The sequence below is a fragment of the Bradyrhizobium sp. RT6a genome (assembly GCF_040547675.1).
Lineage (GTDB): Bacteria > Pseudomonadota > Alphaproteobacteria > Rhizobiales > Xanthobacteraceae > Bradyrhizobium.
Genome location: NZ_JBEPQC010000001.1, coordinates 104,889 through 129,840, shown reverse-complemented (window position 1 = coordinate 129,840; position 24,952 = coordinate 104,889). Strand labels below are relative to the sequence as shown.

40 protein-coding genes and 2 tRNA genes are annotated in these 24,952 nt (G+C 61.9%); 19 read left to right on the top strand and 23 right to left on the bottom strand.

All coding sequences use genetic code 11. From position 1 onward, the window contains the following. Positions 1–32 precede the first annotated feature (32 nt). Positions 33–284 (top strand): hypothetical protein, encoded by a 252-nt coding sequence (locus ABIC03_RS00705; protein WP_275172000.1) that lies wholly within the window; start codon positions 33–35, stop codon positions 282–284. Between the two features lie 54 nt (positions 285–338). On the opposite strand, the gene ABIC03_RS00700 is transcribed toward ABIC03_RS00705, so the two are convergent. The 8 genes from ABIC03_RS00700 to ABIC03_RS00665 form a co-directional block, all read right to left on the bottom strand. Then, a complete protein-coding gene (locus ABIC03_RS00700; RefSeq protein WP_354054678.1) occupies positions 339–1,424 on the bottom strand; it encodes a 3-deoxy-7-phosphoheptulonate synthase in 1,086 nt (361 codons plus the stop codon). 234 nt (positions 1,425–1,658) lie between these two features. Next, on the bottom strand, positions 1,659–2,237 hold the full coding sequence (locus ABIC03_RS00695) for an HdeD family acid-resistance protein (protein ID WP_354054676.1): 579 nt from the start codon (positions 2,235–2,237) through the stop codon (positions 1,659–1,661). Between the two features lie 73 nt (positions 2,238–2,310). Beyond that, positions 2,311–3,351, bottom strand: a complete 1,041-nt coding sequence (locus ABIC03_RS00690) for a PrsW family glutamic-type intramembrane protease (RefSeq protein WP_354054674.1) — start codon at positions 3,349–3,351, stop codon at positions 2,311–2,313. 319 nt (positions 3,352–3,670) lie between these two features. Further along, on the bottom strand, positions 3,671–3,826 hold the full coding sequence (locus tag ABIC03_RS00685; RefSeq protein ID WP_275172004.1) for a hypothetical protein: 156 nt from the start codon (positions 3,824–3,826) through the stop codon (positions 3,671–3,673). A 76-nt stretch (positions 3,827–3,902) separates the two neighbouring features. Then, positions 3,903–4,175, bottom strand: a complete 273-nt coding sequence (locus ABIC03_RS00680) for a hypothetical protein (RefSeq protein ID WP_473301206.1) — start codon at positions 4,173–4,175, stop codon at positions 3,903–3,905. Positions 4,176–4,279: 104 nt separating this feature from the next. Next, the gene (locus ABIC03_RS00675; RefSeq protein ID WP_007609965.1) at positions 4,280–4,906 is read right to left on the bottom strand and encodes a pilus assembly protein PilZ; all 627 of its coding nucleotides are present in this window, start codon (positions 4,904–4,906) and stop codon (positions 4,280–4,282) included. A 165-nt stretch (positions 4,907–5,071) separates the two neighbouring features. Then, complete coding sequence (locus ABIC03_RS00670) at positions 5,072–5,719, bottom strand: hypothetical protein (protein WP_354054671.1); 648 nt, start codon at positions 5,717–5,719, stop codon at positions 5,072–5,074. Positions 5,720–5,819: 100 nt separating this feature from the next. Next, positions 5,820–5,894 (bottom strand) — tRNA-Glu (locus tag ABIC03_RS00665). 224 nt (positions 5,895–6,118) lie between these two features. Between ABIC03_RS00665 and ABIC03_RS00660 the strand changes: the two genes are divergently transcribed. Genes ABIC03_RS00660 through ABIC03_RS00650 form a run of 3 tightly spaced genes read left to right on the top strand, consistent with a single transcriptional unit; the run spans position 6,119 to position 6,841 of the window. Beyond that, positions 6,119–6,373 (top strand): PilZ domain-containing protein, encoded by a 255-nt coding sequence (locus tag ABIC03_RS00660; RefSeq protein ID WP_007591415.1) that lies wholly within the window; start codon positions 6,119–6,121, stop codon positions 6,371–6,373. A 48-nt stretch (positions 6,374–6,421) separates the two neighbouring features. Then, a complete protein-coding gene (locus tag ABIC03_RS00655) occupies positions 6,422–6,667 on the top strand; it encodes a hypothetical protein (protein WP_354054668.1) in 246 nt (81 codons plus the stop codon). Between the two features lie 6 nt (positions 6,668–6,673). Continuing rightward, a complete protein-coding gene (locus ABIC03_RS00650; RefSeq protein WP_247397846.1) occupies positions 6,674–6,841 on the top strand; it encodes a hypothetical protein in 168 nt (55 codons plus the stop codon). A 109-nt stretch (positions 6,842–6,950) separates the two neighbouring features. On the opposite strand, the gene ABIC03_RS00645 is transcribed toward ABIC03_RS00650, so the two are convergent. Both ABIC03_RS00645 and ABIC03_RS00640 read right to left on the bottom strand, forming a co-directional pair. Beyond that, entirely contained in the window at positions 6,951–7,589 is a 639-nt protein-coding gene (locus ABIC03_RS00645; RefSeq protein ID WP_354054665.1) for a glutathione S-transferase family protein, read from the bottom strand. Between the two features lie 327 nt (positions 7,590–7,916). Then, positions 7,917–8,369, bottom strand: coding sequence for a VOC family protein (locus ABIC03_RS00640; protein WP_027517781.1), 453 nt, complete (start codon positions 8,367–8,369; stop codon positions 7,917–7,919). Between the two features lie 307 nt (positions 8,370–8,676). Here ABIC03_RS00640 and ABIC03_RS00635 point away from each other — a divergent pair, with 307 nt between their 5' ends. The 3 genes from ABIC03_RS00635 to ABIC03_RS00625 all read left to right on the top strand — a co-directional run bounded on the left by ABIC03_RS00635 (position 8,677) and on the right by ABIC03_RS00625 (position 9,968). Then, positions 8,677–9,069 (top strand): hypothetical protein, encoded by a 393-nt coding sequence (locus ABIC03_RS00635; RefSeq protein ID WP_354054659.1) that lies wholly within the window; start codon positions 8,677–8,679, stop codon positions 9,067–9,069. 423 nt (positions 9,070–9,492) lie between these two features. Then, positions 9,493–9,693 (top strand): hypothetical protein, encoded by a 201-nt coding sequence (locus tag ABIC03_RS00630; protein WP_354054657.1) that lies wholly within the window; start codon positions 9,493–9,495, stop codon positions 9,691–9,693. A 5-nt stretch (positions 9,694–9,698) separates the two neighbouring features. Beyond that, positions 9,699–9,968 carry a hypothetical protein gene (locus tag ABIC03_RS00625; protein WP_275174567.1) on the top strand — a complete coding sequence of 90 codons (270 nt, stop codon included), beginning with the start codon at positions 9,699–9,701 and terminating at the stop codon, positions 9,966–9,968. Between the two features lie 233 nt (positions 9,969–10,201). On the opposite strand, the gene ABIC03_RS00620 is transcribed toward ABIC03_RS00625, so the two are convergent. From ABIC03_RS00620 to ABIC03_RS00590, 7 genes are all read right to left on the bottom strand, one after another. Continuing rightward, on the bottom strand, positions 10,202–10,405 hold the full coding sequence (locus tag ABIC03_RS00620) for a DUF3072 domain-containing protein (RefSeq protein WP_275174566.1): 204 nt from the start codon (positions 10,403–10,405) through the stop codon (positions 10,202–10,204). 92 nt (positions 10,406–10,497) lie between these two features. Then, the gene (locus tag ABIC03_RS00615) at positions 10,498–11,520 is read right to left on the bottom strand and encodes an acyltransferase family protein (protein ID WP_354054654.1); all 1,023 of its coding nucleotides are present in this window, start codon (positions 11,518–11,520) and stop codon (positions 10,498–10,500) included. 167 nt (positions 11,521–11,687) lie between these two features. Next, positions 11,688–12,221: a hypothetical protein gene (locus tag ABIC03_RS00610; RefSeq protein WP_354054652.1), complete on the bottom strand. Its 534-nt coding sequence runs from the start codon at positions 12,219–12,221 to the stop codon at positions 11,688–11,690. A 219-nt stretch (positions 12,222–12,440) separates the two neighbouring features. Beyond that, positions 12,441–12,617: a hypothetical protein gene (locus tag ABIC03_RS00605; protein WP_354054650.1), complete on the bottom strand. Its 177-nt coding sequence runs from the start codon at positions 12,615–12,617 to the stop codon at positions 12,441–12,443. Between the two features lie 171 nt (positions 12,618–12,788). Then, a complete protein-coding gene (locus ABIC03_RS00600; protein WP_275174562.1) occupies positions 12,789–13,061 on the bottom strand; it encodes a hypothetical protein in 273 nt (90 codons plus the stop codon). A 126-nt stretch (positions 13,062–13,187) separates the two neighbouring features. Beyond that, entirely contained in the window at positions 13,188–13,490 is a 303-nt protein-coding gene (locus tag ABIC03_RS00595; protein ID WP_354054647.1) for a hypothetical protein, read from the bottom strand. A 259-nt stretch (positions 13,491–13,749) separates the two neighbouring features. Next, entirely contained in the window at positions 13,750–13,935 is a 186-nt protein-coding gene (locus tag ABIC03_RS00590) for a hypothetical protein (protein ID WP_007591378.1), read from the bottom strand. A 410-nt stretch (positions 13,936–14,345) separates the two neighbouring features. On the opposite strand from ABIC03_RS00590, the gene ABIC03_RS00585 reads away from it, so the two are divergent. Both ABIC03_RS00585 and ABIC03_RS00580 read left to right on the top strand, forming a co-directional pair. Beyond that, entirely contained in the window at positions 14,346–14,642 is a 297-nt protein-coding gene (locus tag ABIC03_RS00585) for an HU family DNA-binding protein (RefSeq protein ID WP_007591377.1), read from the top strand. Positions 14,643–14,802: 160 nt separating this feature from the next. Continuing rightward, complete coding sequence (locus ABIC03_RS00580) at positions 14,803–14,979, top strand: DUF2934 domain-containing protein (protein WP_007610132.1); 177 nt, start codon at positions 14,803–14,805, stop codon at positions 14,977–14,979. A 236-nt stretch (positions 14,980–15,215) separates the two neighbouring features. On the opposite strand, the gene ABIC03_RS00575 is transcribed toward ABIC03_RS00580, so the two are convergent. After that, positions 15,216–15,443, bottom strand: coding sequence for a hypothetical protein (locus ABIC03_RS00575; protein WP_354054641.1), 228 nt, complete (start codon positions 15,441–15,443; stop codon positions 15,216–15,218). Between the two features lie 291 nt (positions 15,444–15,734). Between ABIC03_RS00575 and ABIC03_RS00570 the strand changes: the two genes are divergently transcribed. Together ABIC03_RS00570 and ABIC03_RS00565 are read left to right on the top strand one after the other, a co-directional pair. Next, positions 15,735–15,887, top strand: a complete 153-nt coding sequence (locus ABIC03_RS00570) for a hypothetical protein (protein WP_354054639.1) — start codon at positions 15,735–15,737, stop codon at positions 15,885–15,887. A gap of 763 nt (positions 15,888–16,650) precedes the next feature. Then, a complete protein-coding gene (locus tag ABIC03_RS00565) occupies positions 16,651–16,848 on the top strand; it encodes a hypothetical protein (protein ID WP_354054637.1) in 198 nt (65 codons plus the stop codon). Here ABIC03_RS00565 and ABIC03_RS00560 read toward each other — a convergent pair. Continuing rightward, complete coding sequence (locus tag ABIC03_RS00560; RefSeq protein ID WP_007610149.1) at positions 16,845–16,970, bottom strand: hypothetical protein; 126 nt, start codon at positions 16,968–16,970, stop codon at positions 16,845–16,847. The two genes, ABIC03_RS00565 and ABIC03_RS00560, sit on opposite strands and share 4 nt — an antisense overlap. A 76-nt stretch (positions 16,971–17,046) precedes the next feature. Continuing rightward, entirely contained in the window at positions 17,047–17,457 is a 411-nt protein-coding gene (locus ABIC03_RS00555) for a hypothetical protein (protein ID WP_354054635.1), read from the bottom strand. Positions 17,458–17,554: 97 nt separating this feature from the next. On the opposite strand from ABIC03_RS00555, the gene ABIC03_RS00550 reads away from it, so the two are divergent. Further along, on the top strand, positions 17,555–17,851 hold the full coding sequence (locus tag ABIC03_RS00550) for a hypothetical protein (RefSeq protein WP_275174556.1): 297 nt from the start codon (positions 17,555–17,557) through the stop codon (positions 17,849–17,851). A 68-nt stretch (positions 17,852–17,919) separates the two neighbouring features. Here ABIC03_RS00550 and ABIC03_RS00545 read toward each other — a convergent pair whose 3' ends face one another. Then, positions 17,920–18,084 carry a hypothetical protein gene (locus tag ABIC03_RS00545; RefSeq protein ID WP_007610153.1) on the bottom strand — a complete coding sequence of 55 codons (165 nt, stop codon included), beginning with the start codon at positions 18,082–18,084 and terminating at the stop codon, positions 17,920–17,922. A gap of 294 nt (positions 18,085–18,378) precedes the next feature. Here ABIC03_RS00545 and ABIC03_RS00540 point away from each other — a divergent pair, with 294 nt between their 5' ends. From ABIC03_RS00540 to ABIC03_RS00520, 5 genes are all read left to right on the top strand, one after another. Next, the gene (locus ABIC03_RS00540; RefSeq protein ID WP_354054632.1) at positions 18,379–19,140 is read left to right on the top strand and encodes an SIR2 family NAD-dependent protein deacylase; all 762 of its coding nucleotides are present in this window, start codon (positions 18,379–18,381) and stop codon (positions 19,138–19,140) included. 198 nt (positions 19,141–19,338) lie between these two features. Continuing rightward, positions 19,339–19,971 (top strand): cold-shock protein, encoded by a 633-nt coding sequence (locus tag ABIC03_RS00535; RefSeq protein ID WP_018457757.1) that lies wholly within the window; start codon positions 19,339–19,341, stop codon positions 19,969–19,971. A 111-nt stretch (positions 19,972–20,082) separates the two neighbouring features. Then, the gene (locus ABIC03_RS00530; protein ID WP_354054630.1) at positions 20,083–20,568 is read left to right on the top strand and encodes a DUF192 domain-containing protein; all 486 of its coding nucleotides are present in this window, start codon (positions 20,083–20,085) and stop codon (positions 20,566–20,568) included. 114 nt (positions 20,569–20,682) lie between these two features. Next, positions 20,683–20,759, top strand: a tRNA-Pro gene (locus tag ABIC03_RS00525). Between the two features lie 815 nt (positions 20,760–21,574). After that, positions 21,575–21,769: a hypothetical protein gene (locus ABIC03_RS00520; protein ID WP_275172646.1), complete on the top strand. Its 195-nt coding sequence runs from the start codon at positions 21,575–21,577 to the stop codon at positions 21,767–21,769. Between the two features lie 13 nt (positions 21,770–21,782). On the opposite strand, the gene ABIC03_RS00515 is transcribed toward ABIC03_RS00520, so the two are convergent. Both ABIC03_RS00515 and ABIC03_RS00510 read right to left on the bottom strand, forming a co-directional pair. Next, positions 21,783–22,208: a translational machinery protein gene (locus tag ABIC03_RS00515; RefSeq protein ID WP_275172645.1), complete on the bottom strand. Its 426-nt coding sequence runs from the start codon at positions 22,206–22,208 to the stop codon at positions 21,783–21,785. A gap of 171 nt (positions 22,209–22,379) precedes the next feature. After that, positions 22,380–23,549 carry an OpgC domain-containing protein gene (locus ABIC03_RS00510; RefSeq protein WP_354054627.1) on the bottom strand — a complete coding sequence of 390 codons (1,170 nt, stop codon included), beginning with the start codon at positions 23,547–23,549 and terminating at the stop codon, positions 22,380–22,382. A gap of 259 nt (positions 23,550–23,808) precedes the next feature. Here ABIC03_RS00510 and ABIC03_RS00505 point away from each other — a divergent pair, with 259 nt between their 5' ends. Together ABIC03_RS00505 and ABIC03_RS00500 are read left to right on the top strand one after the other, a co-directional pair. After that, positions 23,809–24,114 (top strand): ETC complex I subunit, encoded by a 306-nt coding sequence (locus ABIC03_RS00505; protein ID WP_247499210.1) that lies wholly within the window; start codon positions 23,809–23,811, stop codon positions 24,112–24,114. A 262-nt stretch (positions 24,115–24,376) separates the two neighbouring features. After that, entirely contained in the window at positions 24,377–24,862 is a 486-nt protein-coding gene (locus ABIC03_RS00500) for an Lrp/AsnC family transcriptional regulator (RefSeq protein WP_354054625.1), read from the top strand. The last annotated feature ends 90 nt before the right edge of the window (positions 24,863–24,952 follow it).

Sequence of the window (24,952 nt, the reverse complement as noted above, 5' to 3'; positions counted from 1 at the left end):
GGAGATGCTGGCTCGAGGAATGGAGAAGCAAAATGAAAAGCATCATCCTGGCACTGTCCCTTCTGACGGTGTTCGGCAGCGCCGGCTTCGCGCAGACGGGAAGCAAGGGATCGACGACCTCGGGACAATCGGCGGGTACTTTGCCGCCTGCGCCCGTCGGTCATCGGCAGCCGCGCGCCGGCGACGTGCCAAATGAGAAGAACCTGAGCGACCCGAACGATCCCCTCAGCAAGGAAAATCAGGCGCTCGACAAGAAGATCAAGAGCATCTGCCGCGGCTGTTAGGCGCCGCAACGGCGGGCAGGGTGCGACAGCCTCACCCCGCCCGCAATCGTTTGGTCAGGCGGAGCGCTCGTGCAGTCCTGCGCGCTTGGTGTTGCGCCGGATCTCGACCGCGTCAGCGAGCTGCTTGAGCACGGTTGCCGTGGCCGCCCAGTCGATGCAGCCATCCGTGATGCTCTGGCCATAGGTGAGCGGCTTGCCCGGCACCACGTCCTGGCGTCCGGCGACGAGATTGCTCTCGATCATCACCCCCATGATGCGGTTCTCGCCGCCGGAAATCTGCTTGGCAATGTCGGCCGTCACAAGCGGCTGGTTTTCCGGCTTCTTGCTCGAATTGGCGTGGCTCGCATCGACCATCACGAGCGGTGCGACGCTCGCTTTCGCCAGATCGTTGCAGGCCGCTGCGACGCTTGCCGCATCGTAGTTCGGCGTGTTGCCGCCGCGCAGGATAATGTGACAATCCTCGTTGCCCGCGGTTGAGGCGATCGCCGAGCGGCCGAGCTTGGTCACCGCCATGAAATGATGCGGATTCGAGGCCGACTTCACCGCGTCCGCCGCGATGCGCACATTGCCGTCGGTGCCGTTCTTGAATCCGACCGGGCAGGACAGCCCCGAGGCCAGCTCGCGATGGATCTGGCTTTCGGTCGTGCGCGCGCCGATCGCGGCCCAGGACACGAGGTCCGCAATGTATTGCGGCGTCGTCACGTCGAGGAATTCGGTGCCGGCGGGCAGGCCGAGATTATTCACCGCCGAGAGCACATTGCGCGCCAGCCGCAGGCCCTTGTTGATGTCGAAGCTGCCGTCCAGATCAGGATCGTTGATCAGGCCCTTCCAGCCCACCGTGGTGCGCGGCTTCTCGAAATAGACCCGCATCACGATCTCGAGCTGGTCGGCAAGCTCTTCGCGCAAGCTCGCGAGGCGCTCGGCATATTCGAGCGCGGCCCTGGGATCGTGCACCGAGCAGGGGCCGACCACGACCAGAAGCCGGTCGTCCTGGCCATTGAGGATCGCATGGATGGCGTTGCGTGCCGCCATCACCACGCGCGTCGCCGTGAGCGTGCGCGGGACTTCCCGCATCACCTCTTCGGGCGTGCTCAGCTCTTTCAGTTCGCGGATACGAAGATCGTCGGTCGTGCTCAGCACGGCGGGCTCCTATTATTTTGAGACCCTGCCGGCCAATAAAAAAGCCGCCAGGTCTGGCGGCTTGTTCGGACGTTTGCTGCAATGTTTCAGATTGAGCGCGATCCTCCTGCCGCCAGCGAGCTGTCGTAGCTAAAGTACCAAAAATAGCTGGTGACGAGGGTGATCATGGCTCGACATATAGCGCGCGATCGGCGGGTTGTCACCCCCCAATGGACGGGATGGCCACGGGGCGCCTTAACTGTTGCTTTTGCGTGCCGCCAGCGCCATGCCGATCAAAGAGGCGCCGCCGAACAGCAAGTTGATGCCGACGAGGATGCCGATCGCCCATTCGGCCGAGCTCGGCAATCCCGTGATCACCATGAACGAGATCGCGATGTCGAGGAGGCCCGAGATCAGGAGCCACGACCAGCGGCCGCCCGGCTCGCGGCGGTGCTCCAGTGCGTACATGATGGTGGCGACGCCCTCGGCGAGGAAATAGGCGCCGAGCACGATGGTCAGCGTCAGGACGGCCTGCATCGGCCGCGCCAGCAGGAGCATGCCTGCGAGCACGGCGAGCGCGGCCGAGATCAGCGACCACCAGAAGCCCGGCGTGCTGCGCGCCCAATAGGTGGCGATCAATCCGCCGATGCCGCTGATCAGGAACATCCAGCCGAGGAAGATCGCGATCGCAAGGCTTGCGAGCGGCGGCAGGATCAGCGCGGCAACGCCGAGCACTGCAAGCAGGATGCCTTCGAACAGGAAGGCCTTCCAATGTGCCTTGACCGTCCGGCTCATGGCGGATTGCAGCCGGGAAAAATCCTCAGGCGATGTCATTGGCAAGCTCCGGATCGAGAAGTGTGTGTTCAATCTAGTCTAGTACGCGCACACCGCGCTTGCCACCCGCGGCTCAGCCGCCCCCGTGCGCCGACGAAAAACCTTCGCCGCTGGTGCGGATGCGGTTGCGGCCGAGAACATAGATCGCGGTCGTGACGATCAGAAGTGCGAGGCCGAGCAGGATCGAAACCAAGCCGATCGGGATCAGGGCCAGCGTCAGATTGCGCTCGGGGTTGATGAGCCAGTGATGGATCGAGGTCAGCACGAAGGCGAGACCGAGAAAGCCGACGCCGCCGCCCGCGAGCAGCAACGCCCACATCCGGCGGAGCTGGCTGAGGCGCTCGCGCGCAACGTCAGTCCGGGGCGCGTGATGGCGCGCGACGCGCCGCACCAGGCGGATGGCGAAGGCGATCGAGCTGAAGCCGATCAGCAGGCTCGCGCCGCCCAGCCACATCCGCAGCGTCGGATCGAGATCCGGCATGCGCTGAAGTGTGAGCAGGGGGAAGTCGAAGGCCGAATGGAGGGCGAGCGGGCCTGCGAAGATCAGCAGCCGGCTGGAAAGACGAGCCCAGTCGCGATGATGGCGGTTCGCACCAAGCGCCGTGCCGGCGCGCGCGATGGTCAGATAGGCGCCGGCGATGATGCCGAGCGCGCCGTGGAACGGTACGGTCAGCACGCTGCGCAAGGCGGCCAACGAACGCCACATCTCGGCGTGCTGGACGAGATAGGCGAGGTTCTCGTAGGCGGCGAAGCCCAGGCCGACGGCGGCGCCATAGACCACGGTGTCCATCGGATTGGCGAAGGTCCGCCGCTTGGTCGAGGCGACCAGCACGATCACGATCACCTTGACCGCTTCCTCCGGCAGCGCGACCCCAAAGATCGAATGCATGGCCAGCGCCGCCCACGGGTCATCCGGGGCCGCGACCATCCTGGCGAAAGGGGCGCGGGCTAGGCCCAGCAGCGAAATGCTGGCCGCACCGAGCAGGAACGCGGTCCAGACCTGGGCCGGCGGTCCCGGGCGTTCCTCGGCGGCAATGACAAGCCACAGCATCAGCAGCGCCGGGGCAATGGCGGCCGTTCCGATGACGGTGGGTAACGCTTCAATCAGGTACATCGGCGCCGAAAATAGGTTCCCTTGATCCGCTTATCTACATTCACCGATGCGACCTTGTGTCATGCGCTAGCTGTCGCGTCTCTTAACAAGCGCGACAGCCTGCGTTCATCAGGACAGTCGCCGAGGTGCACAATACAGAGGGCAATCAATTGCATGACAGAATCACCTCGTCATCCATGACAACGGTCGCGCGCCGTCATCGGATCGCGATTGGTAAGTCAGATCAAGGCAATGTGCAGGTTTCTTCGATTCACGATGCACGTGTCGCCGCGCCAAGTCCAGAGACGGGATCGTCCCGTCCGGCCGACGCGCGGCCGGTCTAGTCACGCTTCGTCGCGCGGGAGGATGATGCGATCCGGCGTGTCCGGACCTGCTCCAGCTCCCAGAACGCGCGTATGAGGCACGTGCCAAGGCAGAACACGATGAGCAACAGCAGGAAGGCCTGATCGACAGCGGGGATGTGAGTCATGGCCATGATAAAGCAACGCCCATGCCACGCGTTCCCGTCGCGGCCTGAGTTCCAGCCGATCCCCAGCCCCGGTTTGACTGTCTCAATGCGTGGTGAACGGCGGCGGTGTGTCGGGCGCGACGTCGAAGGCACCGAGATGGAATTCCTCGCCGATGGATGCGTCCGGCTCGGAATGCTGCGCCATCAGCGTGAACGCGGCCTGCGGGTATTGCTTCCAGATATCGAGATCGCCGGCGGTGATGGTGAGCCAGCCGAAGGTGTACATGTAGCGTCCGGGCTCGGTGACCCGGCCGACCTTGTCCCAGGTGATCTTTTCGACTCTGATCTTTTCGACCGTAATTTTCTCGACTGCCATTCGGTCCCCCGATCGCAAGTCTGCAGATGATCCACGGCACGAGACGCGGACCTTCAAAAGCTTATCTCGAAATAGGGCTGCGATAGGGCGGCGCGGCCGGAGGATCAGGCCGATTGCAGCATGGGCGAGCGGACGATCAGCCGGACGACGTCGTCCCGCGACTGCTTTTCGGCGAATTTGACAGCAAAGCCGTTTTCGAATTTGCGGATCACGCGCCCGACGCAAGCGCCGACCGCAAGCGGAGTTCCCACTGGCGGATCGTATTCGCAGGATATCGCGACACCGGCCGTGGAGACGTCGATGATGAAGCAGGCATGGGTGCTGCCGTCGGCGAGCGTCAGGAAGGTGTGCGCGACCTGCGGAACGAAGCGGGCGTCACGCCGCAGCTCCTGGACGCTCGCGTCCTTCTGCTTCTTCTCGAGCCAGGTCAGCTTTTCCGACATCCAGGCGCGCCGGGCCCGCGTCATCTCGAGCTCCATCAGGAAGCCCAATTTCAGCGTCGCGCTGATGGTGCACTGGAATTCGCCGAAATCCTGGAAGTAGGATGTCACGCGCTCGCCGACCTTTCCGACCACGGGAACGTCGACCATCATGCGGAACGGTGACACGCGGCTGGTGCGGCAGGCGAAGGTACGCAGCTTGCCCTCGCAATCGTACCAGCGCGGCAGCGAGTAGCTGCCACTCACGGTGACTTGCACGGCACGCTGTCTGAGGAACTCTGCGACGGACATGGGCGCCAATCGTGTTTCGGAGGCTTTCCGTAATTCCACGGTACCAGCCAAATTCTAAGCAAATGATACCGGCGCTCACGAGCAGGGGTAAATTTCTGGTAAATGCGCGGATCGGGACGGGCGGCATAGCGCCGCGATTATGAGGCCCGTGACCTCACGATCGCGTTATCCGAGCAGCACCAGCAGAGCCAGCACGCCAATGACCATGACGAACTTGATCGTCGCGCAACCAAGGCTGTCCGGTCGGCTCTCAAGTCCGAACCACGGCAATGCATGCCGCATCGCGCGCGTTGCGAACGCTTCGACGATGGCGAGCAGAAGCGCGATGCCGGCGAGCAAGGACCACGATGTGTCCGGAAGCATCCATGCCGCGAGCCAATCGGGGACGGACGCTTTCAGCGAGGCCAGCAGCGCGAACCATCCGAACAGGGATACGAAGCCCTTGATGATGTCGGGCCCGATCGTGCCGGGCTCGAGACGAATGCCGATCTTTCCAAGAGCGAGTTCGATGCGCTCGCCATCGGTGAATAAGAGGAAGGCGCCGAGGTAGAGCGGAACGCGCGACTGAAACAGGAGCGCGATGATGCCGAACAGGACGGCGTAGCCGCAGGCGTCAGCGAGTATGTTCGCACCGGCCGTAGGCGACGGCTCCGGCGCAGCCGTGGCCCGAGGCAGCGATCTGGCGCGCGTCATGTGCTCCAGCATTCTGGCGCGCCGCTCCGGCACGTAAGCTGCCGTGCGGTGGATCCATGGCGGCGGCGCCGGCGAGGCAATCCCGGCCTGATCGTCCGAGGGAGATTTATGCTGCGCCATGGGCCTGCATCCGGTTCCAACAGGACATTGGTCGGAGGCGAGGGGCAGCGAGGTTCATACGGGTGGCAGATTTCGTCGTGTCATCCAGACGCCCGGATGATGGTGCTCCCTAGCGGAATCGAACCGCTCTCTCCACCGTGAAAGGGTGGCGTCCTAACCGATAGACGAAGGGAGCAAACCCAGGGCCCCGCCGCTTATCGCGGCACGGCGCTGGCCGCCCGAGTCATGCCCGGCGGCTGCAGCGGGCGAACCTATAATGGCCTTTGCCGCCATGGGCAAGCCGTTCGGGAACGGTCTTTTGGCACCGGTGGATAGCCTCCTACCCCAGGATCAATCGGGGCGAATTCAACGGTTTCTTAGGTTCCCTGAGCTAGCGCTGGACTGGGAGAATTTAAGCCGATGCCACCGCCCAAGAAGCGCGCAGCCCGCAAGTCGCTGTCGCAGCATGCCTGGATCACGCTCGACGGCGGGTTCGCGGCGCGGCAATGCCTGGTCCAGGACATCTCCGCCACGGGCGCCAAGATCACGCTGGACGAGGATGCGAGCCAGCTCCCGGGCGTGATCCGGATGGCGTTCGCGCGCGATGCGCGGACCGGGCGGAGCTGCCAGGTGGTGTGGCGCCGCGGCAAATCGGCCGGCATCAAGTTCATCTGAAGCGCCCCCTGATGGCGCGCGGCGCCGGTCCGGGCTAGAACGGCCCGCATGCGTGCGCCGCTCCTCATCTTGATCTCGTTGCTGACCATGTCCGCGGCCGCGGCAGAATCCTTGCGTCTTCCGCCTCCGGAGCGCCCACAGGCCGGCAACGCCTTGCCGCTGAAGGGTGCCGGCGGAAGCGCGAAGGCAGGCTCCTGCGCCGCCTATGGCCGCGGCTTCCATATGGTCGAGAGCACCGGCACCTGCGTCAAGATCGGCGGCTCGATCAGCGTCGAGACCACGATCAGGCGCTGAAGCCCCATGCCACCGGACATCATGCGGCCCGAGATCATCGTTCCATTCGTGATGTATTGCGCGCTGCTGTGGTGGATCGGCCGCGGTCTGAGCTGGACCGCGCGGCTCGCCACCGCGGCCGTCACCCTTGTGCTGATCGTCTGCGTGCTTCTGTTCGAGCGCGGCTGGCCTTAAACAAAAAAACGCGAAAACAACCCCATGCACAGTAGCCGCTAGCTCCCGGCGGCGCGCGCGAGAACGCCGATTCATCGTGCTCTCAACGAACTTTAAGCCGCGTCACCGCTCACGACATCGGCGGTGCCACAAATTGTGCAAAACCGGGCCGTTTGCCGAGCTCGGCGAGCCAGCGCGTCAGATGCGGCTGCGCGGGCCGGGTGATGCCCTCGACGCCGAGCCAGCGCCTCGCATAGGCGCCGATCGCGATGTCGGCGAGGGTGAACGCATCGCCGTCCATGAACGGGCGCGTGGAGAGCAGGCGGTCGGCGATGGCCCAGACCTCGGCGGCGGCATCGGCATCCTTCTGCACCTGGATCATGTCGCGCTCGGCGGGCGCCGTGCGCACGATGCCCCAGAACACCGGGCGGTCGACCGGCTGCACCATCGACAGCGTCCAGTCGAGCCAGCGGTCGACGCTGGCGCGCAGCTTCGGCGCCTCGGGATAGATCGGCGTGCCGCGCCCGTGCGCAAGGCAGAGATAGCGCATGACCGAATTGGATTCCCACAGCGTGAAATCGCCCTCGACCAGCGTCGGGATGCGCGCAGTGGGGTTCATCGCGAGATAGTCGGCCTCGCGGGTCTTGCCAAAGGCCATGCCGGCGTCGATGCGCTCGTAAGCCAGGCCGAGCTCGGTGAGGCACCACAGAACTTTCTGCACGTTGACCGAATTGGCGCGGCCCCAGATCGTCAGTTTTTGCTCCGGCACGTCATCCTCCCCAGGCGTTTCTTGGTGTCGCGGGTGATAGCGGAATCCGCCGCCGCGAGCGATGCGCGATTGCGCCGAGCCTCTCATGCAAAAAGGTCCGCATGCAAAAAGGGTCGGCATGCAAAAAGCTCCGCCCGAGGCGGAGCTTTCATTGCAAGGTAAAGCTGGTCAGGCGATCAGCGGCCGAAGAACAGCCACAGCAAGATGATCACCGGGATCGGCACACCCAACATCCACAACAAAATTCCGCGTCCCATCGCGTCCTCCTCCAATTGCATTGTCGAAGAGAGAACGCTTGGGGCAGGGGCTGGTTCCCGCGGAAAGGCTCTACCAATGGCCGATGTTGGGCATCGACGACCACGGCTCCTGCGGAGGCTTCGGGTCGCCCTTCTGCAAGATCTCGATCGAGTGCAAATCGGGCGAGCGCACGAAGGCCATGTTGCCATCGCGCGGCGGACGGTTGATGGTGACGCCGGCCTTCATCAGCTTCTCGCAGGTCGCGTAGATGTCGTCGACCTCATAGGCGAGATGGCCGAAGAAGCGGTCTTCGCCATACTTCTCCTCGTCCCAATTCCAGGTGAGCTCGACCAGCGGCGCGCCGCGCGTCTGCGGTTGCTTCTTGAGTGCCTCGAGATCGTCCGACGAGCACAGGAACACCAGCGTGAAACGCCCCTTATCGTTCTCGATCCGCCGCACCTCCTTCAGCCCCAGCGCATCCTGGTAGAACTTCAGCGCGACATCGAGATTGCGCACGCGCAGCATGGTGTGGAGGTATCGCATGGTTGTTGCTCCCTGATGGAGGGTTTTTGTTTGGGCCGGGGGCGATGAATAGCAGCAAAATGCGACAAGCGGCAGGGGGCGCGCGTCAATTGCGTGTCACCGGTGCTTGGGCCCTACAATCTGCATTTGGATTGTGCAGCACCACCTTCGGCGGCCGTAGCCCGATTCAGTCGGAGCAGTACCTAAACGCCCCGTGGGCGGTAGCGAAGGGAGCGCCGAAGCCGGGCGTCAGATAACCGAGGTTCCGAACGCGTGAGCTAGTTGGTTCTTACACCCTGTGGTAACGCTGAGCTTTTGGGAGGTGGGAATGTCCAAGGGACGCCGCAGCCATAGGGAGCATCGCCCGCGCAAGACGCACCATAGTAAGAGGCGCTCATTCGTACAAAGGCCGATCGCGCCTGCGAAAAAAGGGTTAGTCGACGGCGCGGCACTAAAGAAGTTCTTCGACCTGCGAAAGGTGAACTATAACCGCTGCCTGCACTACAGCATGGACTGCGAAAAGGAAGCAATCCACGCTCACTCGATCCAAAATGGTAAAGTGCTGGATCTTCTGCAGAAGGATAATCACGTCATCGTTCCGCAGCTGAAAATCGCCCCCGACGCTCCGCCTTCATTTGAATTCGGCCTTGTTGGTCGAAACAAAGCTTCTACCTTTGGCGTCCGATTGGCGATGAAGAGAAGCATCTTCTTGATTCTTTGACCGCCCCACAAGGCGCTTGGGTGATAAAGAAGGACGATGATTAGTCCCGATCACGCTCTTCTTTCGCGTGGGCATTTTTCACTACAGGGCTGAAGCAACCGCACCAAAGCACGTGACCAATAGGAAAACGGTGACAGCACGTGGAGCTGCGAACTGGTCAAACCCGGCGTGTAACGCGCCGAAAATTGACAAGAAGCCAATGACACATTCAATTGCCTCTCAAAATCAAGTTTGGAAACCGGTCTAAATAGTTCGACTTGCGTTGTACTGTTATGCGATCTGCGCGAGGCTTGCCGGGCCTCCACTTACCTATGCGGCTTCCAACGACATCCTTTTGAAAAGCAAGTGTTTATGCCGCCGCTTTCGTCGTCCCGATAGCGGCTGGCAGATGAACTCCTCCCGAAGATGACGCGACTAACGGCCATGGCCAATATTTTAGGCGAGCTTCTGTTCGCATTGATCCGCTCGATTGTTGCTGGATGGGCGTATGCGCTCTGGGCCAAACTGGGGACGTGGCTCGAGCCGAAAATTCAACGGCGTTGGGTGAAGGTTGCCGTAGGAGGTCTCCTCGGTCTGGCAGCGTTTTTTATGATTCCGATACTGATGGGGCTGTTGGGGCTTTGAAGACAATGAAATCGGTTCTCATCACCGCACTGGCAATCGGGGCGCTCGTCTCGGCGGTGCTGCTCGTGATGGAGCAGCTCACCGACTACTCCATCGCTGTGATGGCATGGGAGATGCCGGGCATATCTGCAGCTTACCTTTTCTGGGGAGCTGTCGGCAGTTCGGTTTTCTTGGGCGTCGCCATCACTTGGGCCGTGAATGCCATCGTTTACGGGGCGGTTGCCTTCGTCGTTGTTACGGTCGCCAAGCTGGCAATTCGTGGTCTGCCGAAGTGATCCGGCAATGACCGTGATGCCGGATATTCGCCCATCCGACGGGAATTGCGAATTACGGTGACGCGCAGTTGACTGCGTGATCGCGGTGCTCTTCGCCAGCATCGATGCCTTCAATGGCCCATGACGGCCTCTGGTTGGCGTTTAGCTGCCGCAAATTGGCGCTTCGCGAAAATCGGCGGCGGCCTTCCTGTCAGCCGCCGCCCGTCTCCCGTGGTTCGAAATGCTGAAGCCGTCTATTTCTCGAGCCCGGCCTTCTGGCGCATCGTGTCGATCAGCTCTGACGCCTCTGCCTTGGTCAGATCCTCCTTGGGGAGCTCCTTGTGGGCCTGCTCGGCGAGGGTCTTGAGATAGGATTCCTGGGCACCGGTCATCGGGTCGTCGCCGGAGACCCAATCCTTCGGATCCTTTTGTGTGTTGTCAGCGATCCTGTCAGCCATGGCGATCTCTCCTTTTCAGGTTCAATGCCGGCTCGCGCTTTTTGTTCCTTGTTTGTTCGTGGCCGGCGACCGGAATCGAGCGTCGGGAATGATCAGGAAACGGCCGGCATCGTTCGGCGTCTGCGCATCAGACTTATCTTGCGACTTGCCTTGCGCCCCCAATCGAGGATCGGTGCCTCGACGGCGACGTGCAAGGCGGCGGCGAGACCGATGGAGAGCAGGATGCCGGCGATGACTGTGCCGACGGTCGATAGAAGCCACAGTCCGTCAAAGCTGGCGATCCATTTCACCACCAGATAATGGACGATATAGAGCGAGTACGAAATCTTGCCGAGCCATTGCAGGACCGGTGAGAAGGATCGTCCTTCGATCTCGACGGCGACCACAGCATGGATCAGCAATCCCGCGCCGAGGCCATAGGTCAGGACGCGCGCGAACTGCGCGTCGATCGCACCGTGCACGAAAATCCAGTACCAGCCGGCCACGAACAGGCCCGCGGAAACGGCTGGGACGCGGCGCGAAAAGCGCAATCGTCCGCTTCTCTGGAGATAGGCGATGACAACGCCGGCACCGAATTCCAGCACCAGCGGATGGAAGTAGATCCCGAGCTCAAGGCCGAAGACGAGAGCAAGAATGACCAGGCCGAATCCCGCGAACAAGATCTCGAACAGCCGGTCCGGCTTGATCGCCAGGACGACGGCGACGGCAACATAGAAGTGCAGTTCGAAAGCCAGCGACCATGCCGGCGCAAGGTACCAGTTCGGATAGGTCCATGCGAAGATGGTTCCGAGGTCGAGGGCGGGGCGGTCGCCCGGTGCCAGCGCGATCCAGGAGGAGCTGACAAACGCCGCCAGCAACACCAGCCAATAGAGCGGAAAAACTCGGAGGGCTCGTCTGAAAGCGAAATCCAGCGGGTTGTGTTGTGCCGCCGCCGTGGTCGCGATGATGAAGCCGGAGATCACGAAGAAGATGTCGACGCCGCTCGCAAGGATCGTCAGCGCGCCCTCGGCAAGGTCCGGCCCGACCATATCGGGTCGCGCACTGATTGCGTGTCCGCAGACCACCGACAGCGCAGCGACCCCGCGCATCGCCTGTACACCCGCGAAGATCCGCACCAAGCCCCGCCACGTTCATTTCAGGATAGCGCAATCTAGGCGGGAAACCCATTAAGGAACAGTTGCGCGGATGCGATAGATGGCTGTTGGATGCGCTGGAATGAGACATGTCTCAGGCGGATAGACTGCTGTGCAATTCATCAAAGGCACGACCACAGGAGCGCTCGCTAGCGCTTTGCTTCCTGCTTGGCACGCCTGATTTCCTCGGCTTCGTCCACGAGCTTGAAGGCGGCGCCGTCGTAGCTCAGCTTCAGCCCACGCCCGACGGTCCATATCCATTCCTCCCGGGCGTCCCCGGCGTCCCGGGTTGGCTGGGCGTTGAACTGGTCGGATATCGATTTGACGGCAGCGTCTTTGGAAGCAGCGTCTTGGGGCCCCGGATTGCTCAACTCCGCATTGACGCGCCAGATGGGATGTTTGGGGTCCGGATTCTTGGGGTCGACGTCGTTGGCAAAGATCGTGACCTTGGCGCCGTCGACTGCGCATTCGAGGACGTAGGAATCGCGAAGCTGACGGCAGCGGTAGCGACGTTGCGTGATGAGCTTGTTGGTCTCGTCGAATGTCATGCCGGGCGAAAAGCCGAGAATGTCGGACTTCTTCACGAGTGCCAGAGACGCAGGCTTCAGGAAGCCGGGCTGTACCGAGACGAGAACGGCAGCAGCAACGACGATCAAACCGACGATAACAATGGCGATCTTCATCAGCCCCTCACAAGAAACGTTCGACCATACAACAGCCGAAGCGTTCTACCAGCCATTGCGCTGCTTGGTTCGAGCCGCCCGCTATCTTTGTAGGCCGCACCTTCGGAAGATCGGAGCTTCGGAAGATCGCGTGGGCACGTGTCGGCTGGTCATGAACGTGAAAACCGCCCCTGACATGACCAGGGGCGGCTTTCACCAAACGGGGTTTCGAAACGCGATCTAGTGACCGGTGCCGGGCTTCGTCGTCTTTGGCGGCTTGCCGTCTTCGATCCGGCCTTCGTTGCGCAAGTGGCGACCTTCCTGAGCCTTCTTCTGACTCTCGGGGGATTTGCCGTGTTCGTTCATCTCTTCTTTGATGAACCCGGCGCCTTCCTTCACTTTACCTTCAACGCTCATGACGATCTCCTTGCTGGAGATGGGGCAACTCGCGGCGAGACCTGACCGTTCCGGCGCGCGCGGGATTGTGAGGAGTGCATTCGCGACAGGTTCAAAAAAACCGCGTCATGAAATGGCCGCGCCGCCTTGTGGGAGCGACGCGGCCGGGAACAAGCCGTACAGGAAACCGGCTTACTTCATGTTGCTGCGGGTCTTGGTACCGCCCTGATCGCTGCCGGGGCCGGAGCCACCTTGGCCGGAGGCGTCGGGCCTCACCGTTCCGCCCTTGCTCATGCCGTCATGGCTCATGCCGGTCGTGCCGCTCCTCATCGTGCCCTTGTCCGTGTTGGTCATGCCGGGCTTCTGCATGTTGTCGGTCTGCGCGGCGGGGCCGGTCTGGTTCTGCGCAAAGGCGGAGCCGCACATGAGGCCGAGGGCGGCGGTCGCAATGATGAGCTTCTTCATCTCAAACTCCTGGTTGGTTGCGTGGGCCAACGGGAGCGCAGCAGCCGTGTTCCTAAAAGAGGGCGTTCCGGAGTGCAAAAATTCTCGTCTGCGCGCGGACCGCTATCGACTTCGCGTGAAAACCCACTAGGCCGCAATGCGCTGGTCGGCCGGGCCCGTCAGGTGCTTGAGCACTTCCGCATGCTCCAGGTCCGGAACCGCGATGGCCGTGTGGCTGTAGCTCGCATGGGTTCGTGATTTTGCAATATGGTCCAGGATCTCGCCGCCCTTGATGACGTGGAGGCCCATGCCCTCTCCGGACGGGAAGATCGCGAGCACCACGTCATAGGCCGTGATGACGGCGCGAAGCGCTTCGGCCTTGTCTTCGGCAATGTCGACGAACACGCGAACATCGGCTGCGAGTTCACGCAGCTCGTTAAAATCCAGCACTGTGGGTACTCCAACGCAACGATACTGAGAGGAGCTTGGAGGCGTTAGGTTACTGAAGTCTCAACGGCACATGCCCGGCCACAGGTTTCTCGACCAGGTAAGCGATAGACGCGCGGGCGTCGCCGCCTGCTCGACAACGCGCCGGCACGGGAAGAACATCTGGAGCGGGGAGGGACTAAGCGCGCATGCCCATACGGGCGTCACACGATGCGCGCGTAACTTAGGCGCGTGTTACTTGCACGCGCTATTGGCGTATCCGCTATTTGGCGTATCCCTGGGAGCGGAGCCACGCGATCTTGCGGTCGCCGTTGATCCAGTCGTCCGCATCTGCCTTGCTGGTGAAGCCCTTGATTTCGCGCTGTTCGCTGTCCGGGTAATCCGCCAGGATTTTCCAGTCGTTGTCTGCAATGCGGACGGTTTTGAAGGTCACTTTTGTTTTTGCCATGCCGCATTATGCAGGAGATGGCCGGAAAAGAGAACCTGCCTTGTGACGGTCATCCGCGCGGCCCAGGCGCAGACCTCGGGGCCCGGCTGGATCGAAATTGCGTGGCCGGGTCCCCGGAAAAGGCGAAAGCCCCGCCTGGGGGAAGCGGGGCTCTCTGATGGGGGTGAAGCTTGGGGACTTCAAAGAGTTAGACGCCTCAGGGAGAAAATGGTTCAAGGCGAAAACGGCGCAGGCTGCGGCATCTTTCCCACGGCGTCCGGCCCCCCGCCGAACCCCCTGCTTGCGTTTTGGGCGTCGATGGGTTCTAAGCCCCGTCACTTCATGAAAGTTGGCATGAATCAGAAGCGCGTTGCGCGGTTGGACCGCGTCCTGAGCAAAGCCTGCTCGCGCGCACAGAAGGAAATTCAGACATGGCGAAGATGACCAAGACTCAGTTGATTGATGCAATTGCCGAGGGCACGCAGCTGTCGAAGAACGACGTGAAGTCGGTCATCGAGTACATGGCGACGGTCGGCTACAAGGAGCTCAACGAGTCCGGCGAGTTCGTCATTCCAGGCTTCGTGAAGATGTCGGTGGTGAACAAGCCGGCGACCGAAGCCCGCATGGGCGTCAATCCCTTCACCAAGGAGCCGATGCAGTTCGCGGCGAAGCCGGCGAGCAAGTCGGTGAAGGCCTCGCCGCTGAAGGTGGCCAAGGACTCCGTCTAAGAGTTCGCTAAGGGTTCGCGGTTTCGTTGCGGAGGCTCCTTTTCGCGGAGTGCTGCCGCGACGTACTGCAATGACTGCTTGCTTGTGCCGAACCAATAAGGAACTCTCTTAGGGAACTCTCGGGCGTCGTCAGGCTTTGCTTCCGAAAGGGAGAAATCACATGACTGGTCTCAGCGAAGAAGAGATTCGAAACCGGGCCTATCACCTCTGGAAGGAGGCCGGCGAGCCCGCGGGCACGATGGACACCTTCTGGTACGAAGCCGAAAAGGAGCTTCTCGCCGAGCGGACCAAGCAAGGCGAAGTGCCGCCCGGGATGACCGACAATTTGCCGGTCTGACATGCTGGTCTAAGAGGCGAACAGAGGCGAGCGTTGACAGTTCTCAAAGCAGCCACCCGGCGTAACACCCGGGTGGCTGCTTTGCTGTTCGGCCACCGTTCGAATGGAGTCGCCTCAAAGAAAAACCCCGGGCTTAGGGACCGGGGTTCTTCAAGCTGGCCGGCCGCGTTGCGACATGCCGCCAGCACCACTGAATTCGAATTGACAACGCGAGCCGGGTAAATTCGTTCCGGCCGCTAGTCCGGCGACACGGACACGTCGATGATCGCCGGGGTATCGACCTGGCGCTCGCGCCAGACGACGAGATCGCATTTGGGATTGAGCCACTGATATTCTGAGCCGCGCGCCTTCAGGTGCGCAAGCGCTGCATCATGTGCGGCGGTCTGGTCCGGCGCTTCGACCATGATCTCCACGGTCTCCTCGATCTGACGCACCACTTCGACGGCGTAGAATTTTCTGGTCACGGTCCCTCGCTCCGGAATGACTAACGGGGACGGCGATGGCGCGTTCCCCAAAGAAAAACCCCGCGCTTTCGCACGGGGCCTTCTTGGCTGGCGGCGATGGGATTTCAGCGCCGGGCCGCCGGCCGTGGCTCGAACTTAAGGTTGAAAACCCAAAAAGCAACCGCGCCGGCGCGCGGAAGACTCAAGGCGATGTGCCCAGCGAATTTCGCGGGCAGGGGGCTGGACTTTTTGTTCCTATTTTGTTCTAGTGAGGCATCGGTTTTGGAAGTGACCATTCTTTTGGAGGTGCCCATGACTGTCGAGAAACAACGCGAAGTGATCAGGCTCTGGAATCAGCTCAGGAAGCTCGAGGGCCCGGCCGCGGAAGAACTCCGCATCCAGATCCTCGAATGCTTTTCGGAGAAGGGCCTGTCGGGGAACGACACGGTGAAGCGAGCGGCGTGATGGGCGTCGCACTGCGTCAATGATAAGGGCAATCGCGCCCGCCTTCACCGATCGTTAGGAATCGTTTTGCGCTGATTCCTCGACTCCGATTCGTTCTTTGCGAACGAAATGGAGTCGGATGCAGAACAAGCCGTACCTTCTGTGTCGATGCGGGACACGCGCTTCCTAACCAAGCCAGCGTGATGCTTCGCACTGTCCCGTCCGCGTGTTCTCGCTACGAGATCAGGCGAGGGAGACGCGACATGGATGCGTGCTGGTTTCTCGAGATGTTCGCCGAGATCGCAAAAGTGTTTTGGTACGATCGGCACCCGCGCTTGCGCAAAGGCAGGCCATCGGTGCCGCAAGTGCCACCGCGCTCGAAATCCGAAGACGCGATGTGAGCGCGCGATGGCTGGCGACGTCGCTCGTTTGCGTGCAAACGAATTCTTAAGGCTTGCTTCGCGCCGATTTCCGCGATTCCGATTCGTTCTTCGAGAACGAAAGGCGAAGCTGGAACAAAGCCGGACGGCGAATTAGCACAAGGCCTCGGCTTTCGCGCAAGCCTGAAGCGGCTCGCCGAGTTCTGAAGACGCGTGTTCTGAAGACGCTTGTTCTGAAGACGCTTGGCGAACTCCTAATGGAAGCTTGCCGCGAAGCCGATAACCCTATTCGGTTAGGTTAAAAGCGCAATCGCGTTGCGCTTGCCGCCACTTGCGATAGGTGTCTGGCGAAGACTTTGCGATAAGCGACTTTACCAACAAGCAATTTTGCCAAGAACGAATTCATGACACCTTTTTCAGAACCGAGCTTTTATCAGGGCGACCGCCACACCTACCGGCGGGTCGCCATCGTCGGCATGCTCTTTTGTCTGGCTTTCGTGGTGATCAGCTTCTCGCTGCGGCCGCAGCTCGAGGACACGCGTGTCGCGGTCAAGGCCGACAGGCTGATGCGGACTGCGGGCCAGGCGCCGCACGCGAACTAGCGGTCGTCGCCGGAGATCTGATGGTCGGCGGAATTGCCCGGGCACGCGGTGCCGTGTGAGGCGAGCGCCACGAAGCCGGCATAGCCGGACAGGTTGAGCAAGACTTCGAGCCAAACGGGCATGGGGGCCTCTTTTCTCCTTGAAGGCTACGCCAACGTGCGCGCGAAGCGCATGTTCCCGAACCGGAAGAACGGCACCTCAAAGCGGCGTGGTGGGGTCGAGCCGCCGGCCGAGGGCGCCTACGGACTCGCTCGACGGCTGTTCCCTAAGGAACTCGGCAATGGCCCGCGCCAGTTCGCCGTCGCTCATCGGCGTCGGCGGCGGGCGCAGCGTGCCGACACCGAAATTGCGGACGATCTCGTCGTAATGCTGATCGCCTGATTTGGGAACGAGCCTGCGGATACGGGCCAGCAATTTGGATATCGGCACTTTATCCTCCTCGGCGCTCCCCTTTGGCAGCAATTGTGGTGCATTGCCAATGCTGTGCGTGAAACTGAAAACCCCGCCAGCATCGGTGATGCTGACGGGGTCTTCGTGCTGTTGCCTCAACCGGATGGCGGAGGCTTCCGCACTCGAAGATGCAATTCGCGGAACGCGTCCCCGTTCCATGCACGGTCGCATTTATTCCGAGCTCGGTTCCACAGGCTTACGCGCAACCATCGCAACGCGCGGGCGTTGTCTGTGCGAGATACGAAGGAGGACATTTATGATCAGGAAGACACTGGCAGTTCTGGCTACCGTTGCGGCCGTCGGCGTGACCACGATCGCGGCGCCTGCGCCCGCCGAGGCGCGCGGCCGCGGCATCGGTCCGGGCCTCGCATTCGGCCTCGCCGCCGGCGCGATCACTGCGGGCGCTGTTGCCGCGTCCCATCCTTATGGCTACGGCTATGGTCCGGGGTATGGCTACTATGGCCGCCCGGCCTACGCTTACGGCCCTGGTCCGTACGCCTATTACGGCGATGGACCGTACTACCGCCGCCACCATTATTACCGCCACTGGTAACGGCTGAACGAACGAAAGAGCCCGGAGCAACGCTCCGGGCTCTTTTCATGCTTGGTGATCTGGTGTGTTCACGGCCAGAGCGAGGGCCGCTCTACCTTGCGAGCGTTGTCGAGCGTCGAGACGAAATACTCGTCACGCTCGCGTTTGAATTTTTCCTGGGTGGCACGGAAGGCGGCGACACGGGCGGCGATCTCTTCGCGTTCGCGGATTTTGCGTTGTTCGTCCTCGGTCATGTCAAATCCCCTCTGCACGTGAGTATGTGTCCTACTGAACTCAAGCACTGCCGCCGCAATCACGTTGAGTCGCGTCAACACATGCATTGGCGCTTCTGATTGGGGCGTCAATGGGGAGGAGGCATTGCAGGATTGTGATAAGCGACGGTCGGAAAAAATTGCCGACTACGCCTTGTGCCGCAGTGGATAACAGCGTCAACAATCTTGTCGCTTGCGCATGTTGCAGCTAGCGCAAAAACAAATCAGAGAAACCAATCGACTAGGCAACACGGCAAAGCAAAACGGGAGGCCGCGTTGATTGCATCGGATCTTCGCAGCGGCGTCGAGCGTCTCGGCGACATGATCGCCGAAGCCAAACGGATCGTGCCGTTCACCGGCGCCGGCATCTCGACCGAATGCGGTATCCCCGACTTCCGCTCGCCGGGCGGAATTTGGACGCGCAACCGCCCGATCCCGTTCGACGAGTTCGTCGCCAGCCAGGAGGCGCGCGACGAATCCTGGCGCCGGCGCTTCGCGATGGAGGAGGTCTTCGCGGCGGCGAGGCCCGGCCGGGGCCATCGCGCGCTCGCCTCGCTCTACCGCGCCGGCAAGGTTCCCGCGATCATCACCCAGAACATCGACAATCTGCACCAGGCCTCCGGTGTCGCGAGCGACCACGTGATCGAACTTCACGGCAACACCACTTATGCGCGCTGCATCGGATGCGGGCAGGCCTATCCGCTTGATTGGGTGAAGCGCCGCTTCGCCGAGGAGGGCGCCGCGCCCAACTGCACCGTGTGCGACGAGCCAGTGAAGACCGCCACGATCTCCTTCGGCCAGACGATGCCTGAGGACGAGATGCAGCGCGCGACCGCGCTGTCGCAAGCCTGCGATCTCTTCATCGCGATCGGTTCCTCGCTGGTGGTATGGCCGGCCGCGGGCTTTCCGATGATGGCGAAGGAATCAGGTGCGCGCCTGGTGATCGTCAATCGCGAGCCGACCGAGCAGGACGACATCGCCGACCTCGTGATCCGCCACGACATCGGCGAAACGCTCGGGCCCTTTGTCGCTAATTGAGGCAGCAATTTGATTCGCGGCTGTGCAAGCTGTTCATAGGTTCCGCCGAATCTCTTTTTTGTCTATGCGTCGCAACCGGGAGTGTTATCTTTTGAGTCGAAAGATTCGCGTCGCGTCCAGTTGAGAAGATTCTCTAAAGACGCGTGATTCGGCGCCGCCATTCAGGCGGGTTGCATGGCATGTGTGGGGTCCGGGGTTATGGGGTCGTCGGACGGATTTGAGTCCAAGAAGGTCGGAGTTCCCGCCGTGGGCGAACACGGCGGTGGCGGTCGCGACAGCGCTCTCAGTCCGTTCACCGGACTTGGAGAGAGCAGCGCCAACCTCGTCGAGGTTCACGGCGTCATCAAATGGTTCGATGCCTCAAAGGGCTACGGCTTCATCGTTCCCGACAATGGCTGGCCCGACGTGCTCCTGCACGTTACCGTGCTTAGGCGCGACGGCTTCCAGACCGCCTATGAGGGCGCCCGCATCGTCGTCGAGTGCATCCAGCGGGCCAAGGGCTACCAGGCGTTTCGTGTCGTCTCGATGGACGAGTCGACTGCGATCCATCCGGCGCAGATGCTGCCGCCGCGCACCCATGTCACGGTGACGGCGACCAGCGGGCTGGAACGGGCCCAGGTCAAATGGTTCAACCGGCTGCGCGGTTTCGGCTTCCTGACCTGCGGCGAGGGCACGCCCGACATCTTCGTGCACATGGAGACGCTGCGCCGCTTCGGCATGACCGAGTTGCGGCCCGGCCAGTATGTCCTGGTCCGCTTCGGGCCCGGCTCCAAGGGCATGATGGCGGCCGAGATCCATCCCGAGACGGGATCGCCGGTCTCATCCCACTGATCCATTTCCCGCGATCGTGAGCAGGAGTGCGCTGGCTGGCCGGCGCGCCTCTGGCTTTTCCGGAGGCTGCCGCGTAAGGACTGGTCCAGTCCCACGCCTCGAGTGCCATTCATGAATTTCGATCGAAAGGCCGTCTTCGCGGTTGCGAAGGGCTGGCTTGCCGCCATCCTCGTCATCGCCAGTTCTGCCGTTGCGAGCGCGCCCGTCCGCGCCGCCAGCTTCCAGCCGCTCGAGATCGTCACCAGGAACGGCGTGCAGGTGTTCTCGGTCGAGATCGCGACGACCGAGGAGGAGAAGCAGACCGGCCTGATGTACCGTAAGGAACTGGCGGACGGAAAAGGCATGCTGTTCGACTTCAATCCCGAGCAGGAGGTGTCGATGTGGATGAAGAACACCTACGTCTCGCTCGACATGATCTTCATTCGCGCCGACGGCCGCATCCTGCGCATCGCCGAAAATACCGAGCCGATGTCGACAAAGATCATCTCATCCAGGGGGCCCGCGCGGGCCGTTCTGGAGGTGGTGGCGGGAACGGCGCAGAAATATGGAATCCGCGCCGGCGACCGCGTCGGCCACCCGCTGTTCGGCAGCAAGTAGGCGGGAAGGGAGCTATTGCTCCCGTCCTGGCGGTCTCTTGGGAAGCTTGCTGGCGCCTTTGGAAGGCTTGCTGGCGCTTTGGGAAGCGTGTATCGACGGGGCTCGCCGGACATTCGGGGTATAGCGCAGCCTGGTAGCGCGGCAGTTTTGGGTACTGCAGGTCGTTGGTTCGAATCCAGCTGCCCCGACCAGTCCGGAGTTGGGTCAGAACCGCACCTCAGAACAGCAGCCATTCGGCGAGGCGCCAGAAGATCCGAGCGAGAGCGCAAGCAGCCGAGCATGGCGCGCGTTCAGTGCCGATGCCGGGAGCTGCCAAAAGCCTTCCTAAACCCTCGGCCCTCATTCTCTGCGCAACGCGACTTCCGCGCGATTTTTCAAGGCATTGGGCGGGTCGGGCGGCGCGGAAATCGTAAAACTTTGTCGAACCTTTAGGCGTCGCCCTAGACATATAGGTGTTGGGGGATTTCAGCGCCCAATGCCTAACGGACGCCGCCAAGCGATGATATTCCGCTTGCGCGGCGTTGCGCTTTTCCAACCATCAGTTCGTCGCGTACCAGCCGAACGGAAACGGCAGGAATGGCCAGGCCAGCTGATTGTCGTTGGCGGCCTTCCGCGGCTCTTGCTCCGGCGTCTTCGCGAGCGGCGCAGGCGGCGTCGATCGCAGCGCCAAGCGCAGACATGCACATTGCAAATTCATCGTGGTGGCCCCGCCCATCAATAGTTTTCAAAAATTCGCGTCAGCCCGGAAATAACCGCGCGCCCTCAAAAAAATGACGCGCTCATTCTCAAATCGCACACAGTCTAGGAAAATCGGCGACCGCTTTCAACCGGTCTTGCCGCGCGCTCACAGGAAGTAAGGTTGATCGGTTAGGTTAAGGGCGAGCGGTTGTTGCGGCCGCCTTAGTGGCTGTTATCAGATCGGTCCGGCTCGCGATGGCTGCCTGAAACTCGTGCTCACACGACATCACAGTTCGTCGCAGCGCTCGTATCCTGTGAGTTCTGCATCATGTCTTTCGATCGCGACGTCCGAACCATCGGTCCGCAGGCGAGCTGGACCGAGATCTGGCATCTCTGGACCGTGTTCGTGCCGCGCCGCTCGATCAACGGCCAGCTGGTTTACGGCAAGGTCTGGCGCCGCCACGACGGCCGCGACTGGATCTACAAGAAGTTCACCGAGTACGACGGCGAAGTGGCGGCCTAGCAGGCCACGCCGCTTAACTCGAATGCCTCTCGCTCGCGGCCGATCCCGGCGTCTGCACACGCGGCAGCGGCAACTTGAAGTGACGCTTTGCATAAGCGACGATTTCGTTGTCGGAGGGATGATCGGCCGCCTCCACCGCGGCAATCCGCTCGGCAATATTGGGCGCGTGTGCGCGAATGTGGCTGGCAAGCTCCGTCTTCCCACTCGCCGGACCGATGATCAGGATTTCGCCAGCATCGGCGAGGACTTTGGTCACTTCGACAAGGAAAGCCTTGTCGGGTGCGGCATGGCCGCTGCCGATCGCGTTGGCCTTGTGATGAAGATGACGCGTCGCCAGCTGCGGATGCAGCGTGATTTCGTCCGAGCCGCTCAGACCGAGATGGAAGATCCGGGCCTGCGAATGGTCGATCCATACCACGGCGTGAAAATGAGAGGGCATGTGCTTGGGCCTTCCGAGGAGGGAGGGCGCCGACATCGCTGCGGCGGGGTGCGTCGCGGCGACATTAGGCCGACCGGCGCCGCCTTTGGTTGAGGCAGGTCAATCCGATCCCGGGCAAGCGAAACAGTCCCAGGGGACTAACCGGAGCCTGGAGAACCAGGCGTCCCCGGCTCAGCCTGCTTTTGCGGCCGCAGGCTTGGGCGGCGGCGGCTTCAGCGGCTTGTCCTGCCTCTTCGACCAGGAGATGTAATAGGCCACCGTCGTCATGATCGCGATGCCGGCGACGCTGACGAAGATCTGCGCGAGCAGCGAGCCCGAGCTCATCGACAGCTCGAAATGACCGACGAAGGACAGGAACACGCCGACGCAGAACACGGCGAGCGACTGCTGGCCGCACACGATGATGGGGTCGAACCCTTTCCATTCCAGGCCCGGCCAGTCCTTCGGCACGAAGCGGATCACCAGGATCACGATCACGACGAAGTGGATGAAGCGGTAGGGCGCGAGGTTGGTCTTGTCGTTCGGATTGAACGCCGAGAACAGCCATTCCGGGAACATGCCGCCGAGGGTCGGGAAGCGGCCGGCCATGGTCATGATCAGCGCGAACAGCATGTAACCGAGACAGAGCCACAGCGTGACCGGCGCGTTGATCAACGTCATCGAGCGCCGCGCGCCGCCCAGGGCGCACCAGGCGCCGAACACGAACAGCACCTGCCAGGCATACGGGTTGAAGTACCACTGTCCGGCCGGATAGGCGTTCAGGTTCAAACCGAAATGGCGCGCTGTCAGCCACAGCACGATGGATAGTGCCATCGTCAGGTCCGGCTTGCGCAGCATGAACCAGAGCACCGGCGGAAACAGCCCCATCAGCACGATGTAGAGTGGCAGCACGTCGAGATTGAGCGGCTTGAAGCGCAGGAACAGGCCCTGGCGCAGCGTCTCGGTGGCGTTGTCGACAAGGCCGGCGACGTTGAACTCGTTGATCATCTCGGAATCGCCGAAGCGCAGCGCCAGATAGCTGATCGAGGCGATGTAGATCACGAACAGAATGATGTGGGCGACGTAGAGCTGCCAGACCCGCTTGGTCAGCCTCGTGGCGCCGACCAGGAAGCCGCGCTCAAGCATCATCCGTGCATAGACGAAGGAGGCGGTGTAGCCGGAGATGAAGACGAACAGATCGGCGGCGTCGGAAAAGCCGTAATTGCGGGTGGTGATCCAGTTCACCACGTTGTCGGGGATATGGTCGAGGAAGATCGCCCAGTTCGCAATGCCGCGAAACAGGTCGAGCCTGAGGTCACGGCCCTTCTCGGGGAGCGTGGCATTGATGTTCAGGAAGGACATGCGACGAGAGCTTTCGGAGGGGACGGACAGGGAGAGGTCAACGAAGCAGGGCCGCCAGGCGAGATCCCGGCGCGGAAGGCGGGTACGCAATTGTCACGATGCAGCATAATGATTATACCCATCGGCGAGGCATCCCGGGGGCCGGAATCACCGATCAGTTCCCAAAAGGTGTCTCTATACTATGCCCGCGGTTTCCACCAACTGCTACCGTGACGCATCGAAATCGAACGAAAAGACGAACAAGAGGCCCGGACCATCCATGACCGCACGAATTTTCAAGCCCGCCAAGAACGCGATGCAATCCGGCCGGTCGAAGACCAAGGAATGGCAGCTCGACTACGAGCCCGAGCAGCCGCGCGCGGTCGAGCCGCTGATGGGCTGGACCTCGTCCGGCGACATGAAGCAGCAGATCACGCTGCGCTTTCACAGCAAGGAAGAGGCCGTCGCCTATTGCGAGCGCAAGGGCATCGCCTACCAGGTGATCGAGCCGAAGGAATCGGTGCGCCGGCCTGTCGCCTATTCCGACAATTTCTCGTTCCGCCGCGGCGAGCCCTGGACGCATTGAGGGCGGGCCGCGCGTCGAGACTCTCGTTATGCCTGGGCTTGCCGTCTTCGCTGAAGCTTCGCCGGCCCAACACCGAATGCCCGGCGAAGCCTTGGCGGAGCCGGGTCCCGGGCATCTACGTTTTTAGCCTCCGCGTGAAAGCCCGCGGCTGGCCGGGACAAGCTCAGGCAACCACGCGGGTTCTTCCCATCGTCCTGCCCTTGGCAGCCATTCCGCTCCGTGCTTCGCTGCCGCGCATAAGACGAGCATGACGAGGTGGGCTATGGCGGGGCGTGACCAGCTCGACGGCGTCGATCTGAAAATACTCTCCGAATTGCAGCAGGACGGGTGGGTTCGCAACAACGAGCTTGCGCTGCGCGTCGGGGTGTCCGGGCCCAACTGCGTGAGGCGGCTGAAATCGCTGTTCAGCCGCGGCGTGATCCGGGCGGTGCGCGCCGTCATAGACGAGCGGCTGCTCGGCTACGAGGTGGTGTCGTTCGTCTCGATCCAACTCGGCAGCCAGGCCCAGCCGGTGCTGGCGGCGTTCGAGAGCTCGATCGCCGCGATCCCGCGCATCCAGCAGTGCTGGCGGATTTCGGGAGACACCGACTATCTTCTCAAATGCGTGGCGCCGAGCGTCGAGAGCATGCGCCAGCAGCTCCTGCATTTCGCCGCGATGCCGAACGTGAAGAACGTCCGCAGCTTCCCGGTGCTGGGCGTGGCGAAGGACGTACCGCTGCCGTTGCAGGAGATCGCGGCGGCAGGATAGTTCGGCGGCGACGGATCCTAAACGTGGCTCGCACAACGACATCCAAAAATCCGAAGGCGCGGGAGTGATTCCCTTACCGGGATACAGGTT